Origin of the sequence: Collinsella aerofaciens, from assembly GCF_027679495.1 — a bacterium.
Lineage (GTDB): Bacteria > Actinomycetota > Coriobacteriia > Coriobacteriales > Coriobacteriaceae > Collinsella > Collinsella aerofaciens_AK.
In genome coordinates this window covers 1-14693 of the sequence record NZ_JAQEKC010000001.1, presented here as the reverse complement: position 1 = coordinate 14693, position 14693 = coordinate 1, and the positions used below count along the sequence as shown (strand labels likewise).

The following is a 14693-nucleotide window of genomic DNA, read 5'->3' as shown; positions in this document are numbered from 1 at the left end:
GAGGCACGCACATGGAAGAGAACGGCACGCTGGACCTCGTGGACGTGGTGAAGGGCCGCCTGGAGGCGGCCGGCGTCCGCGACGTGTTCACCTACCTGCCCGACACCCGGCGCCACGCCGAGTTCTGCGCCATCCGCACCGGCGTGCCCGGCAGCGAGGACGGGTACTTCGACCTCGCCTTCGACACGGCCGTGCGCCTGAGCCTGTTCTTCGCGCGCCGCGTCGAGCTGGACGCCATGGCGGACGCGCTCCTGGCGGAGCGCACGCTGCGGACCGTGCCGCTCGACAGCGCCAACGGCAGCTACCGCATGATACGCATCGAGACAGTGAAGCCGCGCCCGGTCCAGTGGGACGAGAGCGGCCGCAACGTGTGGGTGGTCGAGGCCACCGCGCACATCGAGATCAAGGAGTTTTAGAAGATGGATATCGGTTTCGCGCTGAACTACCAGCACGTGGTCGAGGTCGACACCACCCCGGACGGCGACAAGCGCCACTGGGCATGGGTCGGACCCGGCATCTCCAACATCGGCAAGGACAACAGCGAGAGCACGAGCGAGGACGCCTACTACAACGGCGGCGGCAACACCAAGACCGACGTCACCGGCGTGAGCGCCAAGTACAGCGTCGAGGGCCACCGCCTGATCGGCGACCCGTTCCAGGACTACGTGGCCTCCATCGAGGACGGCATCGGCGCCGAGCGCGAGACGACCTACCGCGTCACCGACCCGACCGGCAAGTGCATCGAGGCGCCCTGCACCGTCCTCGATATCGCGGCCAACGGCCCCAACGGCGCCGCCAACGAGAAGACGAGCTTCAAGTGCTCGCTGTCCCGCTCCGGCGTGGCCACCGTCGTGACCCCCGCCGCCGGCACCCTGCTGCCCGAGTCCGTCAACGTGGCGCAGGAGGTGACCGTGGCCGTCAACAAGTCCGCGACCGCCGTGAAGCCGTCCGTGCTGCCCGAGGGCGCGTCCACGCGCTGCCTGTTCGCCATCGAGGACACCGGCATCGCCCGCGTGGCCGCCGACGGCACCGTGACCGGCATCAAGGCCGGCAAGACCCGCCTGGCCGTCAAGTGCGCGGCCAAGCCGTCCGTCTCCACCGTCGTGGAGGTGACCGTCACCGCGTAGCGCGGGGCGACAGCCGGGGGAACATCTGCCGAGGAGGCCGGGGCTACGCGCTGCAGCCCCGGCCTCCTTTCTCTTTGAACGCAGCGCACGATGGGAAGGCAGCGCAACCATGAAGACACTGAAGGTAAGGAAGTCGTTCGAGCGCTTCGAGGTCGAGGTCGGCGACGAGACGGTGGAGTGCACCATCGACTGCACTGATGGCACCGTCAACGCTTTGGCGGCCAAGTGCATCAAGGCGCGCCAGCAGGCGCTCGCGCTCGACACGCTGAAGGAGAAGACGTTCGACCGCAAGAAGCTGAACAAGCTGTCCGAGGACATGGCCGCCATCATCGGCCCCATCATCGTCGAGAGCATCGGCGAGGAGTCCTACGACGCCATCCTCACGGCGTGCGGCGACGGCGTGAAGCTGAAGCCGGCGCAGTGCAACCTCGTCATGGTCCAGGTATTCGCCACCGTGTGCCAGGCGATCTTCGACCGCCTGAACGACGTGAAGCAGAGCAAGGCAGCGCACTACCTACAGGACGTGGTGGCAGATGCGCAGAAGCCTGACGACGAGAAGCGGGACCGTTAACGGACGGTTCTGCACAACTTACGAATACGAGGGGGCGGAGTACGACGTGTGCGACTCCGCCCTCAACGCCATGCTGGTGAACGAGCTGTTCGCCGACACCGAGCTGAGCGAGGAGGACAAGCAGCAGCTGCTCCCCGCCATGCTGTTCGCCGACCTGCCCGCCGCCATCGAGACGGCCGGGCGCGAGGGCTTCTGGGACATGGTGGACGCCGTGCTGTGGGACGCCATGGGCGTGGACCTGTACGGCACGAGGGGCGCCGCCGGCCGTGAGGAGCCCGTGTTCGACTGGGACGAGGACGCCGGGCGCATCCGCGCCTCGCTGCTGCAGGCGTACGGTCTCGACTGGGACGCCGTGGCCGGCAGCATGAGCTACGGCGCGTTCCTCGACCTCGTGGCCGGCCTGATGGAGTCCGGCGAGACGCCGCTGCAGCAGGCGATCTACTACCGCACGGCCAAGTGCCCCAGGGAGAACAAGAACAACAGGGAATACGTGGAGGCGTTCCGCGCACGCGCGGCGCACTTCGCGCTGCACGCCGACCGCACCGAGGCCGGCCGCATGGACGCGGCCAACGGCGCCATGGCGTCCGCCTTCGCCGCCGAGTTCGCCGCAGCGGAGCGGGCGGTGAGGGCCGATGGGTAGCGCATCCAACGCCGTCTCCGTCCTCGCGCGCCTGGACGACCAGGGCGTGGTCTCCGGCCTGAAGAAGATCAAGGTCTCCATGGAGGAGATCAAGGGCAAGGACGGCAAGCTCAACTGGGAGGGCCTGAAGAAGGGCGGCTCCGCAACCAAGGCGCTCGGCGAGGGCATCACCGATCTGGGGCGCTCCATGACGCTGGGGCTCACCGTGCCCATCGTGGCGGCAGGCGGCGCGGCCACCTCCGTGGCGGCCAGCTTCGACGACGCCATGAGCCAGGTGCAGGGCGCGCTGGGCGGCGCATCCGCCGACATGGACGGCCTGCGCAACCTCGCGCTGCAGCTGGGCGCCGACACCGTGTTCAGCGCCACCGAGTCCGCGCAGGCCATGGTGGAGCTGGCCAAGGGCGGCCTGACCGAGGCTCAGATCAAGGGCGGCGCGCTCGCGGCGTCCATGGACCTCGCCGCCGCCGGCCAGCTCAACCTCGCCGACGCCGCGGCCACCACGGTGCAGATGATGGGCAGCTTCGGCCTGGGCGCCGGGGACGCCACCCGCATCGCCAACGCGCTCGCCGGTGCCGCCAACGCCTCCTCCGCCGACGTCTCGGACCTCACGCAGGCCATGAGCCAGTGCAGCGCCCAGGCGTCGCTGGCTGGATGGAGCCTGGAGGACACGGCCGCGGCGCTCGCCCTGTTCGCCGACCACGGCGTGAAGGGCTCCGACGCCGGCACCAGCCTGAAGACCATGCTGCAGCGCCTCGCCGCGCCCACTGACCAGGCCGCCGAGGCCATCGCCGCCTACGGCCTGAACATCCGGGACTCCAACGGCAAGATGAAGGACATATCCGGCATCGCCGACGAGCTGACCGGCAAGCTGGGCGGCCTGAGCGACGCCGAGCGAGACGCCGCGCTGCAGACCATCTTCGGCTCCGACGCCTCGCGCGCCGCCGCCATCCTGATGCAGTCCGGCAGCGAGGGGCTGGCCAAGTACATCGCCGCCACCAACGACGCCACCGCCGCCGAGACCATGGCCAACGCCCAGAAGGGCGAGCTGTCCTGGGCGTTGGAGAACATGGGCGGCGCCATCGAGTCCGCGTCCATCGCGTTCGGCACCGCGCTGGCCCCCGCCATCACCGCCGTGGCCGGCGTGATAGGCAACGTCGCCGAGGCGTTCGCCTCGCTGCCCGCGGGCGTGCAGACCGGCATCGCCGTGGTGCTCGCGCTCGTGGCCGCGCTGGGACCGCTGCTGATGGTGATCGGCTCCGTCGTGGCGGCGCTGCCCGCCATTTCCGAGGGCTTCGCCGTGCTGGGCGGCGCGCTGGCCATCCCGCTGGCGCCGGCCGCCGCCGTGGTGGCCGCAATAGCCGCCATAGCCGCTGCCATCTACGCCGCGTGGACCACGTCCGAGACGTTCCGCGCCGCCGTGATGGCCGGCGTGGACGCCATCAGCTCCAAGGTGCAGGAGATATGCGCGTTCCTCGCGCCGTACGTGCAGGCGTTCCTCGACCAGATCGTCTCGACCGTGCAGGTGGCCATGGACACGCTGGGCCCGGTCATCGGCGCCGTGCTGACCGTCATCGTCTCGACCGTCGTGCCCATCCTGACCTCCATCATGGACACCGTGGCGCAGGTGCTGGCCACGATACTGGCCACCGTGACCAACGTCATGGCCGCCGTGAGCACCGTCATACAGGGCGCATGGCAGATAATCTCCGGCATCTTCCAGACCGCGCTGGGCGTGATCCTCGCCGTGACCACCGGCGACTTCACGATGCTGCAGCAGGGCGTGACCTCGATTATGCAGGGCACGATGGTTGCGATAAACGGGGTCATGCAGGGCATCCTGTCCATCGTCTCCGGCGCCTGGAACGCCGTGAAGGCCGTGTTCATCGGCGTGTGCAACGCCGTCTCCGGCGCCATCAGCGGCGCGTTCAACGGCATCAAGTCCGTTATCGACAGCACGATGAACGGCGCGAAGAGCACCGTGTCCGGCGCGCTCAGCGCCATCAGCGGCTTCTTCGCAGGGCTCCACCTGCAGTTCCCGCACATCAACCTGCCGCACTTCTCCATCAGCGGAGACTTCAGCCTCGTGCCGCCGAGCGTGCCGTCCATCTCGGTGAGCTGGTACCGCACCGGCGCCATCGCCATGGGCGCCAGCGTCGTCGGCATCGGCGAGGCCGGCCCCGAGGCCGTCGTGCCGCTGTCCGGCCGCGAGATGGACCCGTACGCGGACGCCGTGGCCCGCCGCCTGGCGGCACGCGGGGCGGATGCCGGGGCCGGCGGCACGACCGTCTACAACATAGGCGACGTCACGCTGAACATGGAGCAGCTGCGCGACCTGGCGACGCTGGAGGACTTCGTGGACCTCGTGCTGGACGCCAAGCGCGCGAACCCGACGAGAGCGAGAGGATAGAGCATGGCGAAGGGATACTTCGGAGACAAGGCCGGCCCCGGCGCGCACATGCGGGCGTACGTGGAGTGCAGGACCGCGGCGCAGGAGGAGGGGCGCGCCTACGTCCAGTACAAGCGCAGCATCCGCGTGGACGACGGCAACTTCGGCGGCACCATCGTCGACCGCAACTGGGGCGGCCAGGTGCAGCTGTACGGCCCCAACTGGTACGGCGATTCCGGCTGGGTCGACTACGGCTGGGTCAACTACGGGGAGCAGGCCGTCATCACGGCCACCATCTCCTACCTGAGCTGGTCCGGCGTCCACTACAACTCGTCCGTGACCGCCCGGTACAGCCCGGACGTCCCCACGTGGGCGCCCAACGCGGTGAGCCAGTGCAGCGCCGTGCTGGACGGCGGCAAGATCAAGGTCAAGTGGAGGAACAACAACACCACCACGCGCCCCTACGCCGGCATCTACGTCGACGTCTCGGTGGACGGCGGGGACTTCACCCTCCACAAGGACGTCGGCGGCGGGGACACGGAGTGCGAGTACGCGTGCGAGCCGAACCGCGTGTACGAGTTCCGCGTGCTGCCGCACAACGCGGCGGGCAACGCCGGCTCGCACACCTACACGGGCAAGGTCTGCACGCTGCCGGCACCGCCCACGGACGTCAAGGCGGCCCGCTTGAGCGATACCGAGAACGCCGTCACGTTCAGGCACGGCTCGGGCAACGACGACCTGTACCTCGCCCACGACGTGCAGCGCCAGATGGACGGCGGCGCGTGGTCCGACTTCGCCGCGGTCGAGCCCGCCGGCACGCGGTGCCCCGACCGCTCGACGAGCGCCAACCACTCGTGGCGCTACCGCGTCCGCAGCCGAAACTCGGCCGGCGCGTCCGACTGGGTGTACACGGAGACCGTCTACAACACGCCCGCCGCGCCCGGCAAGATCAGCATGGCGCGCGTCTCGAACACCCGCGTGCGCGGCACGTTCGACAACCCGGCGAACACGGCCACGTCCGCCGAGATAGAGCGCAGCCAGGACATGGAGCGGTGGACGGCGGTGCGCACCGTCGAGGGCCACGTGACGTCGTTCGAGGACGACCCCGGCGGCGGCACGTGGTACTACCGCGTCCGCAACGCCCGCGGCGGGCTGAGGAGCGCCTGGACGGCCAGTAGCGGCATCGTGACCATCTGCGCGCCGGCGGCGCCCACCGTCACCTCGCCGTCCTCCTCGCAGGTCATCCCCAAGACGCAGGCCTCCATCGCCGTCACGTGGCGCCACAACCCCATCGACGGCTCCGCGCAGACGGCTGCCCAGTGGCGCTGGAGCACCGACGGCAGGACCTGGACGACCGTCAACGTCGAAGGGGCGGCGTCGAGCGCGACGCTGGCCAACTCGTTCGCGGTCAACACCCGCCTGTCCGTGCAGGTGCGCACCAGGGGCGCCCATGCCGACTACGGCCCGTGGTCGCCGGCCGTGGCCACCTACGTGCGCCAGGTGCCGACGCTGTCAATCGAGGAGCCGGCCGACGGCTTCACGGTCGAGACCGTGCCGGTGCACGTCCGCGTGCGCTACAGCGACCCGAGCGGCACCATGGCCGCCGGCACGCTCAACGTCTACGACGCTGCGGGCACCTCCGTCTACAGCCGCGACCTCGCCGCCGGGCTGGAGTTCGACATACCGGCGTCCGAGTGGCTGCCGGCCGACGGCGCCTCGTACCGCCTGGCGGCCACCGCCCGCTCGTCCTCGACGCTGCAGGGCTCGGCCGAGCGCTCCGTATCGGTGCGCTACAGCCTGCCGGCGCCCGCCATCGTCGACGCAGTGCCGGACCCGGCGACCGGCCGCGTGGCCATCACGGTGCACGCGGGCGTCGAGGACGGCGCCGCGCCCATGGAGTCGGCGAGCGTCTGGCGCAACGTCGGCGGCGTGCGCACGCTGCTGGCCGACGGCCTGCACGACGGCGCGGAGCTCACGGACGAGTACGCGCCGCTCAACACGGACTACGCCTACGAGACCGCCAGCATAGCCGCGTCCGGCGCAGTGCGCGAGACGAGGTTCCCGGGGCGCGTCGACTCGGGCCACGTGTTCGTCTACTGGTCCGGCGGCATCGCCCGCGGCAGGTACAACCCCGCCGACGAGATCAGCGTCGAGCCGGAGTTCGCCACGTTCCTCCTGGCCGGCAGGCGCTACCCGGTGGGCGTGTCCTCCGACCGCGTGACCGAGAAGCACACGCCGTCCGTGACGATGCACAGCCGCGAGGAGGCGCTGGCGTTCTACCGCGCCGTGTGCAGCGGCGAGCGGCTGGTGATGAAGACGCTGTACGGCTTCGTCTTCCCGTTCATGGCCACGGCCAAGCTGGCGCCGTCGCTGGGCAACGCGGAGCGCGAGTGGAGCGTGAGCCTGGAGGTAACGAGGCTGGACGGTGAGGACCTATGAGGTGGCACGGCAACCGCTACCACGAGCACTGGACGTTCCGGCGCGTCAAGTGGCCGGGGATGGAGGAGGCGGAGGACTACGGCCAGATCACCGGCGGCAAGTCCTCCGAGAGCCAGTTCAAGGAGCTGAAGGCCACCGGCTCCATCGACTACAAGGGCTCCACGGTGCCCGACGAGGACGACGCCGTGCGCGTGTACTACGGCTTCACCGACGACGCCGGCGAGAGCTGGGAGGGGCCCGTGGTGACCGGCTTTTTGGAGCTGGGCGAGACCGACCTGGACGGCTCGCTGGTGAGCGGCAGCGCCGACCTGTCCGGCATGCTCACCGTGGCGGCCTCCACCGGCCCCGGCTACCCGCTCACGCTGCCCGCCGGCACGCCCACCGTGGACACCGCCGCCGGCTTCCTGCGCGCGCTCGGCCTCGTCGTCAACGCCGCGCCGTCGTCCCACAGGCTGAGCGGCGCGCACACGTTCGAGCGCGACGAGAAGTGGCTGGGCATCGCCAACTGGCTGCTGTCCGCCGCCGACTTCGGCAGCGCGACCACCGACGCGTGGGGCGCCGTCCAGATGCAGCCCTACGTCGAGCCCACGGAGCGCACGCCGTCGTGGACGTTCCGAGACGACGAGACCAGCGTGTTCTTCCCCTCCGTAACGGTGAGGGACAACCGCGCCGACACGCCCAACGTGGTGCGCCTGTGGTACGAGGACGACAACGTGGGGCTGTACGCCGAGGCGCGCAACGACGACCCGCGCAGCGCGGCCTCGACCGTCACGCGCCGCCGCGAGCGCCAGCTGGACGACGAGGTGACCGAGCTGTCCGGCGACACGCCCGAGAAGATGCTGGAGGCGCTGAAGGCCGCCGCGCGCAAGAGGCTGCTGGACAACTCCACCCGCATCGACTACGTGGAGGTGCACGGCCTGTTCATCCCGTCGCGCGTCGGCGAGTGCGGGCTGCTCGACTACCGCGAGGCCGGCGTCGATCGGCTGGGCGGCATCACCGCCAAGGACGTCGAGTTCGGGCTGGGCGGCGAGACCACGCACACCATGCGGCGCCTGCTGCGCCCGGACTTCAAGGTGACGACTGCTGGAGAGGTGGTGTGGAGGAATGACGCCTAGCGGAGAGCTGGCGGACCGGCTGGCCGCGGCGCTGTGGCCCGAGAGGACCGCCGCCGACTACCACACGCGCGCGCCGGTGCTGTCCGTCGACGGCCCCACGGTGAACGTGAGGCTGCGCGGCTCGACCGAGCCGACGCCGTGCAGCAAGCTGGCGTCGTGCTCGCCGAAGGCCGGCGACACGGCGCTCGTCCTGGTCATGCCCGCGGGCTGCGTCGTGCTCGGGATTATCGGATAGAGAGAGAAAGGAACGGCATGCGCGAGATTCTGACGCTGGACCTGCAGAAGTCCAGCACCCAGTTCATGCCAGTCATCGCGCTGAGGGCGCGCCGCGGCGACTCGCGGAGCCTCCAGCGCACGTTCCAGATCATGGACGACGGCGTGGCGCTGGACCTCACGGACTGCACCGTCTCGTTCATGGCTGAGAACGCCGGCGGCTTCCCCATCATGGAGGAGGTGGTCGACAAGGGGCAGGGCGGCCAGTTCACCTACCGCTTCCCCGACGCCGTGGCGGCCGTGCGCGGCTCCGTGACCATGGCCTACTTCCGCATCGTCGGCCGCGACTTCACGGGCTCCACCAACAGCCTGCGCATCGAGGTGCTGGACAACGTGGACCTGACCGACGCCGTCACCGGCGCCTACGTGCCGATGCTGGACCGCATCATCGAGCAGTCGACCGAGATGGCCGCCAACGCCGACGAGATCACCCGCCAGGCCACCGCCGCCATCAACGCCTGCACGGCCATCACGGAGACCGCGACGGCGCAGGAGCAGGCGCGCGTGGCGAAGGAGGCGGAGCGCGTGACGGCCGAGGCCGAGCGCGCCAGCAACTACAGCCAGAAGATGGCCGAGTGGGAGCGCGACGTGCTGGCGCTCACCAACGGCCTGTGCGTCAACAGCAAGGGCCAGCTTTGCGTGGCCGTGAGAGTAAAGAAGAAGGGCTAGACATGGCAGAGAACGACAGCATCGTCGAGTACCCGGTCATCACCGACGACACGGGCCGCGCCATCGCGGGCGCGCTGCAGGCGATGGCGCACGACAAGGTGGCGGCGCTGAAGACGGACTGGGACGGCCTGGCGCGCATGAGCCGCGACGGCCTGGCGCCATACGTGCTCGGCATCGGCGACCAGATCACCTCCCGTTGGACCGACCCGGACGGCGGCACCGCCTACGACGTGCCTAACGACGTGTGCCACTTCCCGGAGGTGCTGGAGCTGCAGGACGGCGAGAAGCTGCCCGGCACCATCATCGAATGGCACCACACGCTGCCGTTCGGCACGCAGTTCGACCAGAAGGAGGCCTTCTGGTACTGCGAGCAGGCGCTGGCGGCCGGCACCTACAACCTGACCATGGGCACCTCGTGGGGCACCAACGTGGTCAAGGGCAAGACCTACCAGTTCACGCTCGCCAAGGACGTGCCGAAGGGCGGCGTGCTGGCCGGCATGGAGTACGCGCCGGACCGCGACCCGGGCACGCGGCAGGTCAAGTCCTACAAGACCGTCGCCGACGCCGACCCCATCGAGACGGTGGGCATGAGCGAGGGCGCGCAGGGCACGAGCCTGGGAACCATCGGCACCAAGCCGGACGGCAACATGAACAGCATCTACCGCTGCGCCTACGGCTACAACCGCTGGAGCCAGTCCGCGCTGCGCCAGTACCTCAACGGCAAGGGCACGAACTGGTGGAAGCCCCAGAACAAGTGGGACCGCCCGCCCGAGTACGTCGGCAAGCACGGCTTCCTGGACGGCATCCCCGCCGAGGAGCTGGCCGTCATGCGCCGCGTGAAGGTCGTCACCGGCGTGCCCTACTGCGAGGAGGGTACCGCCAACGAGCCGGTGCTGGACACCACCTACGACCTCGTGTTCCTGCCGAGCCTGGAGGAGCACTTCCTGGCGCTCAACGAGTCCGGCATGAAGGGCAAGGAGGGCGAGGCCTGGGAGTACTGGGCGCGCATCGCGCAGTCCCCGACGCCGCTGGCGCTTTGGCAGACGTGGCCGCAGCTGATCACCTACGCCATCAACGGCAAGACCAGCCCACAGAGCGTCTGGACGCGTTCCGCTTATCGCTACGACGGCAGTAACGCGTTCTTCGTGTACTCGTCCGGCGGCGTCAGCGGCGGCTACGCACAGAACGGTAATCGCTGCGCTCCCGCCCGCGCCATCTAATCATCAACCACAATCCGGGGCGGGCCACCGCCCGCCCCGCTACCGATAGGAGACCGCCTTGTCTGTACCCAGGAGACTGAGGAAGAAGAGCAAGCTGAAGGTGTTCGTGGACGCCTGCGACCTCGTCGAGTACGTGCTGAAGATCACGGCCAACGAGAAGGTGTTCAAGCCGGGGCAGTCGGCAGTCACGGACAAGATAAAGGCCGCGGCGATAGACATAGCGCGCTTCATCTGGTGCGCCAACAACATCCGGGTGCGCCAGGACGCGCAGCTGTACGCCGAGCGCCGTCGCCTGCAGGACATGGCCATGACGTGCTGCCGCGAGCTGCTGTTCCTTATCGACCTCGCATGGGACGTAATGCACCTGACAGAGCGCCGGGCCGTCTACTGGACGGGCATGGCGGTCGACCTCCGCGAGGAGATCGACGCATGGAGGGCATCCGACGCCAAGAGATACGGGCGTCTGTGATAGCTGGGGCCGCGGCTGAACAGAACGTCTGGACGCGTTCCGCTAATCGCAACAACGGCAATAACACGTTCATCGTGAACTCGTCCGGCAACGTCAACAACAACAACGCACAGAACGGTAATCGCTGCGCTCCCGACCGAACCGGCGCAAGCCCCACCGAAGCCTGCGGCACAGCCGCGGAGCGGGGCGAAACCGGCGCGGGGAGCCGCGACCCCGAGCCCGAGAGGGCCGAACAACGCCGGGGCGACGCCGACGCGGCTGGAACGCGGTCGGCTGCAGTGCGCCCCGGACCCCAACCACAACTGGAACCCGGCGAGCTTAACGGCGTCGTCGGGTTCCTCGCTTTGAGGGAGAGCGCCAGGAAGTGTCGGCGCGGGGTGATCTGGAAGGACAGCGTGGCGAGCCACATGCTCAACCTGTCCGAGCGCACGCTGGCCATGAGCCGCAAGCTGCAGGACGGCACGTTCCGCTGCGGCAAGACGCGCGAGTTCGACATAACGAGGCCGAAGCGCCGCACCATCGTGAGCGTGGGCTTCGCCGACCGCGTGTTCCAACGCAGCCTCAACGACAACAGCATCTACCCCCGCATGGTGCGCGGCTTCGTCAAGGACAACTGCGCCTGCCAGGAGGACAAGGGCACCGACTACGCACGCGAGAGGCTGAAGGGGTTCATGCGGCGCCACTACCGCAGGCACGGTCCGAACGGCTGGGTGTGCCAGATGGACGTGGCCGGCTACTACCCGAACATGCGCCACGAGGTGGCCGAGGACGCGTTCTCACGCAAGCTGCCGCCCGAGATCATGGCCATGGCCCGGGCCGTCATGCGCAACCAGTACCCGGGAGAGGTCGGGTACAACCCGGGCAGCCAGATGATACAGATCGCCGGCATCAGCGTGCTGGACCCGCTGGACCACATGGCCAAGGACCTCATGGGCATCAGGAACTACATCAGGTACATGGACGACGCCGTGGCCATCCTGCCCACCCGCGAGGAGGCCGAGCGCGCCATGGCGGCCTTCGGCGACACGCTGCATACCCTAGGCTTCGAGCTGAACCCCAAGAAGTCGCGCGTGTACCCGCTGCGCGACGGCATCGAGTTCCTGGGCTTCGACTTCCACCTGACCGACACGGGGAAGGCCCTCATGTTCGTCAAGCCGTCGAACGTCAAGGACATGCGCCGCCGCATCCGTCGCATGGCTCGGCTGGCGCAGACGGGCAAGATGTACCGCTCCGAGGTGGACGGGAGCTACCAGGGCTGGCGCGACCACGCTTCCAAGGGTGACAGCTTCGGGCTGATCAGGCGCTCCGACGCCTGGTACAAGGGACTATGGAAGGAGTAGCCGATGCTGAACATCAAGAAGGCCCCGGACGACCTGGCCGCCGCGCGCGAGCAGGAGAACCTGGCCAGCCGCATCGAGCGCCAGGAGGCGCTGACCGAGCTGGTGGCCGCCTGCGCCGACGTGGAGCTGCCGATCGACGACGAGGACGAGACCGCACCCGGGGAGGTGGAGTAGATGGCCATGAAGCTGAGCAAGTTCGCGCAGCGCGTGCAGAAGTGGTACCTGAAGGGCTTCTACAACGACGAGAGCCTGGAGCAGCTGCTGGCTGCCGGCAAGATCACCAAGCGAGAGCGCGACGCCATCATCGCGTCCAAGGAGGAGTAGGCCGTGGAGGTACTGAGCCTGTTCGCGCCGTTCGGCCCGGAATGGCTCGGCGGCGTCCTGCTCGGCCTCATAGCGTTCTACTTCGGCCGCCAGTTTCTGGACGAGTACAAGAAGCAGAACGAGCGCAAGGGCGCCCTGGATCTGAAGCGCGAGGAGCGCAAGCAGGAGGAGGTGGCCGAGCGGGCGCAGCGCGACCGCGAACGGTCCCAAATGGAGGGCCGCATCGCGGCGCAGATGGAGAGGTCCAACAGCCTCATGGAGGCCATGAAGACGCTGATGGAGTCCGTGGTGGCCTCGAACGAGGTGCTGCACTCGGACCTCGCGCACAGCCAGGCGCGCAGCCAGGGAATGGCCGCCAAGGTGGACCACATCTGCGATCGCGTCGACCTGCTGTACGACAAGGAATCAGACAGATAGGAGCAATCGAATGACAGAGATTCAGGCGGGCCTGACGGTGTGCACGGTGCTGGTCGTGCCCTATATCGTGCAGGCTATTAAATCCAAGGCCATGGGCGGCAACACGGCGCGCTGGCTCGCCATCGCCGTCTCGGCGCTGTGCGGCGCACTCACCGCCATGGCCGGCGGCATGCCGACCGACGCGTCGGCGTGGGTTACGTCAATCTTCGCGTGCGTGGGAGGCGTGCAGGTGGCCTACGCCTCCTTCAAGGCCGTCGGCGTGACCGATAAGTGGCTGGACGCCCTCCTGGCGCTCGGCGAGGTCAAGGGGGACTAGCCATGGCCATCACGCAGCGTGAGGCGTTCGCGCAGGTCATGGAGCACCTCGTCACCCATGACGGCGGCAGCGGCCATGGATACTCGCAGTACACCCGCATGGGAGACGGCACCACGGAGACCGTCACGCTGTCCGACGGCACCACCGTGACCGTCGCAGGCGGCGACCGCGACTGCAGCTCGGCGGTGATCACCGCCCTGCGCGCGGTCGGCGTCAACACGTACGGCGCCAGCTACACCGGCAACATGGTCGAGCAGCTTCTGAAAACAGGACTATTTGGCTGGCGCAAGATGGGCGTCAAGTCCGCGCAGCGCGGAGACATCTACGTCAACAAGCGCTGCCACACAGCCGTGTGCGTCTCGCCCTACGGCTCCGCCCGCGGCGACCTGCTGGCGCAGTTCAGCATCAGCGAGAAGGGCACGATCAGCGGCACCAAGGGCGACCAGACGGGGCGCGAGAGCAACATCAAGCCGTACTACAGCTACCCGTGGGACGGCACGCTGTACTGGCTGAACGACGGCAAGACGCTATCCGGCTCGAACACGGAGGTGGCCGACAATACCGACACCGACCTGGGGGACACCAGATACTGGGGCCCGAAGTTCACCCGCGCCATCCAGAAGCAGCTCGGCACGACCGTGGACGGCGTGGTCTCCGGCCAGTGGCTCGCCAACAAGACCCACTTCTGGGCGACCGACGGCGGTATCGAGTGGGCGAAGACCGGCAAGGGCGTCGGCTCGGACATGGTGCTGGCGCTGCAGAAGAAGGTGGGCTGCAAGGTCTACCCCGAGTTCTGCGGCGTGCAGGCGCGCCAGATGAACTCCGGCACCATCGTGCAGCACCAGCGCTGGCTGATCGCCAACGGCATCTCGTGCGGCCCGGACGGGGCCGACGGCTACCACGGCACTAACACGAACGTGGCGGTGGCCGAGGCGATCAGGCGCGGGCTGTACAAGGCCTAGCGCGCGAGGCGCGGTGACTCCCCCACGACGGCGAAGCCGCAGGGCAGGGCGTACATGGAGGTGTTCGCCGTAAGTCTCCGCAGCCCAGCCATTAAAATTGAGCGCCCTGAGCCCATAACGGCCCAGGGCGCTTTCTTGTGGGCAAGCGGAGGGATTCGAACCCGCAAGGGTGCGGAGCTGAGGAAACGCGAAGGCGCCCCAAGCCCATTAGGACCAAGAGCGTCTTACATCTTGAAATATCAGCCCAATTCCGAAAAGCGAGCCGCCTTCTACAACGTGCCGTGTGGCCCCGACGGGCCGGGCATTAAGTTTGTCGCGAGTTCCGCACGAACAGGAGGCCACTTAACCTCGATGTTTTGGACGTGACAGACACTATGACCCAATCCAGGGGCACGGAAACGACAGGAGCCCCCGCTCGTGACCGC

Annotated in this window: 17 protein-coding genes; all 17 read left to right on the top strand. The window is 68.5% G+C overall.

The genetic code is table 11. The annotated features are described in order from the left end of the window. Nucleotides 1-11 precede the first annotated feature (11 nt). The 17 genes from PGW49_RS00085 to PGW49_RS00005 all read left to right on the top strand — a co-directional run bounded on the left by PGW49_RS00085 (nucleotide 12) and on the right by PGW49_RS00005 (nucleotide 14268). Nucleotides 12-416, top strand: a complete 405-nt coding sequence (locus PGW49_RS00085; RefSeq protein WP_270224875.1) for a phage tail terminator protein — start codon at nucleotides 12-14, stop codon at nucleotides 414-416. 3 nt (nucleotides 417-419) lie between these two features. After that, a complete protein-coding gene (locus PGW49_RS00080) occupies nucleotides 420-1127 on the top strand; it encodes a phage tail tube protein (RefSeq protein WP_270224873.1) in 708 nt (235 codons plus the stop codon). A gap of 109 nt (nucleotides 1128-1236) precedes the next feature. After that, complete coding sequence (locus tag PGW49_RS00075) at nucleotides 1237-1698, top strand: hypothetical protein (RefSeq protein WP_270224872.1); 462 nt, start codon at nucleotides 1237-1239, stop codon at nucleotides 1696-1698. Continuing rightward, complete coding sequence (locus PGW49_RS00070) at nucleotides 1661-2338, top strand: Gp15 family bacteriophage protein (RefSeq protein WP_270224870.1); 678 nt, start codon at nucleotides 1661-1663, stop codon at nucleotides 2336-2338. The genes PGW49_RS00075 and PGW49_RS00070 overlap by 38 nt, the downstream gene beginning before the upstream one ends. Beyond that, on the top strand, nucleotides 2331-4745 hold the full coding sequence (locus PGW49_RS00065) for a phage tail tape measure protein (RefSeq protein WP_270224868.1): 2415 nt from the start codon (nucleotides 2331-2333) through the stop codon (nucleotides 4743-4745). The genes PGW49_RS00070 and PGW49_RS00065 overlap by 8 nt, the downstream gene beginning before the upstream one ends. A gap of 3 nt (nucleotides 4746-4748) precedes the next feature. Then, nucleotides 4749-7163, top strand: a complete 2415-nt coding sequence (locus PGW49_RS00060) for a fibronectin type III domain-containing protein (protein WP_270224866.1) — start codon at nucleotides 4749-4751, stop codon at nucleotides 7161-7163. Beyond that, nucleotides 7160-8278 (top strand): hypothetical protein, encoded by a 1119-nt coding sequence (locus PGW49_RS00055; RefSeq protein WP_270224865.1) that lies wholly within the window; start codon nucleotides 7160-7162, stop codon nucleotides 8276-8278. Before PGW49_RS00060 ends, PGW49_RS00055 begins: the two co-directional genes overlap by 4 nt. Beyond that, nucleotides 8268-8513, top strand: a complete 246-nt coding sequence (locus tag PGW49_RS00050) for a hypothetical protein (RefSeq protein WP_270224864.1) — start codon at nucleotides 8268-8270, stop codon at nucleotides 8511-8513. Before PGW49_RS00055 ends, PGW49_RS00050 begins: the two co-directional genes overlap by 11 nt. 17 nt (nucleotides 8514-8530) lie before the next feature. Continuing rightward, nucleotides 8531-9220, top strand: a complete 690-nt coding sequence (locus PGW49_RS00045) for a BppU family phage baseplate upper protein (protein ID WP_270224863.1) — start codon at nucleotides 8531-8533, stop codon at nucleotides 9218-9220. Nucleotides 9221-9222: 2 nt separating this feature from the next. Further along, nucleotides 9223-10440: a DUF6273 domain-containing protein gene (locus PGW49_RS00040; RefSeq protein WP_270224861.1), complete on the top strand. Its 1218-nt coding sequence runs from the start codon at nucleotides 9223-9225 to the stop codon at nucleotides 10438-10440. Between the two features lie 106 nt (nucleotides 10441-10546). Then, nucleotides 10547-10909, top strand: a complete 363-nt coding sequence (locus tag PGW49_RS00035) for a four helix bundle protein (protein ID WP_270224859.1) — start codon at nucleotides 10547-10549, stop codon at nucleotides 10907-10909. A gap of 395 nt (nucleotides 10910-11304) precedes the next feature. After that, a complete protein-coding gene (locus tag PGW49_RS00030) occupies nucleotides 11305-12249 on the top strand; it encodes an RNA-directed DNA polymerase (protein ID WP_270224857.1) in 945 nt (314 codons plus the stop codon). 3 nt (nucleotides 12250-12252) lie between these two features. Continuing rightward, nucleotides 12253-12423 (top strand): hypothetical protein, encoded by a 171-nt coding sequence (locus PGW49_RS00025; protein WP_270224856.1) that lies wholly within the window; start codon nucleotides 12253-12255, stop codon nucleotides 12421-12423. Nucleotides 12424-12429: 6 nt separating this feature from the next. After that, on the top strand, nucleotides 12430-12573 hold the full coding sequence (locus PGW49_RS00020; RefSeq protein ID WP_270224854.1) for a hypothetical protein: 144 nt from the start codon (nucleotides 12430-12432) through the stop codon (nucleotides 12571-12573). A gap of 3 nt (nucleotides 12574-12576) precedes the next feature. Continuing rightward, nucleotides 12577-12990: a hypothetical protein gene (locus tag PGW49_RS00015; RefSeq protein WP_195193166.1), complete on the top strand. Its 414-nt coding sequence runs from the start codon at nucleotides 12577-12579 to the stop codon at nucleotides 12988-12990. Between the two features lie 10 nt (nucleotides 12991-13000). After that, the gene (locus PGW49_RS00010) at nucleotides 13001-13306 is read left to right on the top strand and encodes a hypothetical protein (RefSeq protein ID WP_195193167.1); all 306 of its coding nucleotides are present in this window, start codon (nucleotides 13001-13003) and stop codon (nucleotides 13304-13306) included. Nucleotides 13307-13308: 2 nt separating this feature from the next. Next, nucleotides 13309-14268, top strand: coding sequence for an endolysin-like domain-containing protein (locus PGW49_RS00005; RefSeq protein WP_270224853.1), 960 nt, complete (start codon nucleotides 13309-13311; stop codon nucleotides 14266-14268). Nucleotides 14269-14693: the final 425 nt, after the last annotated feature.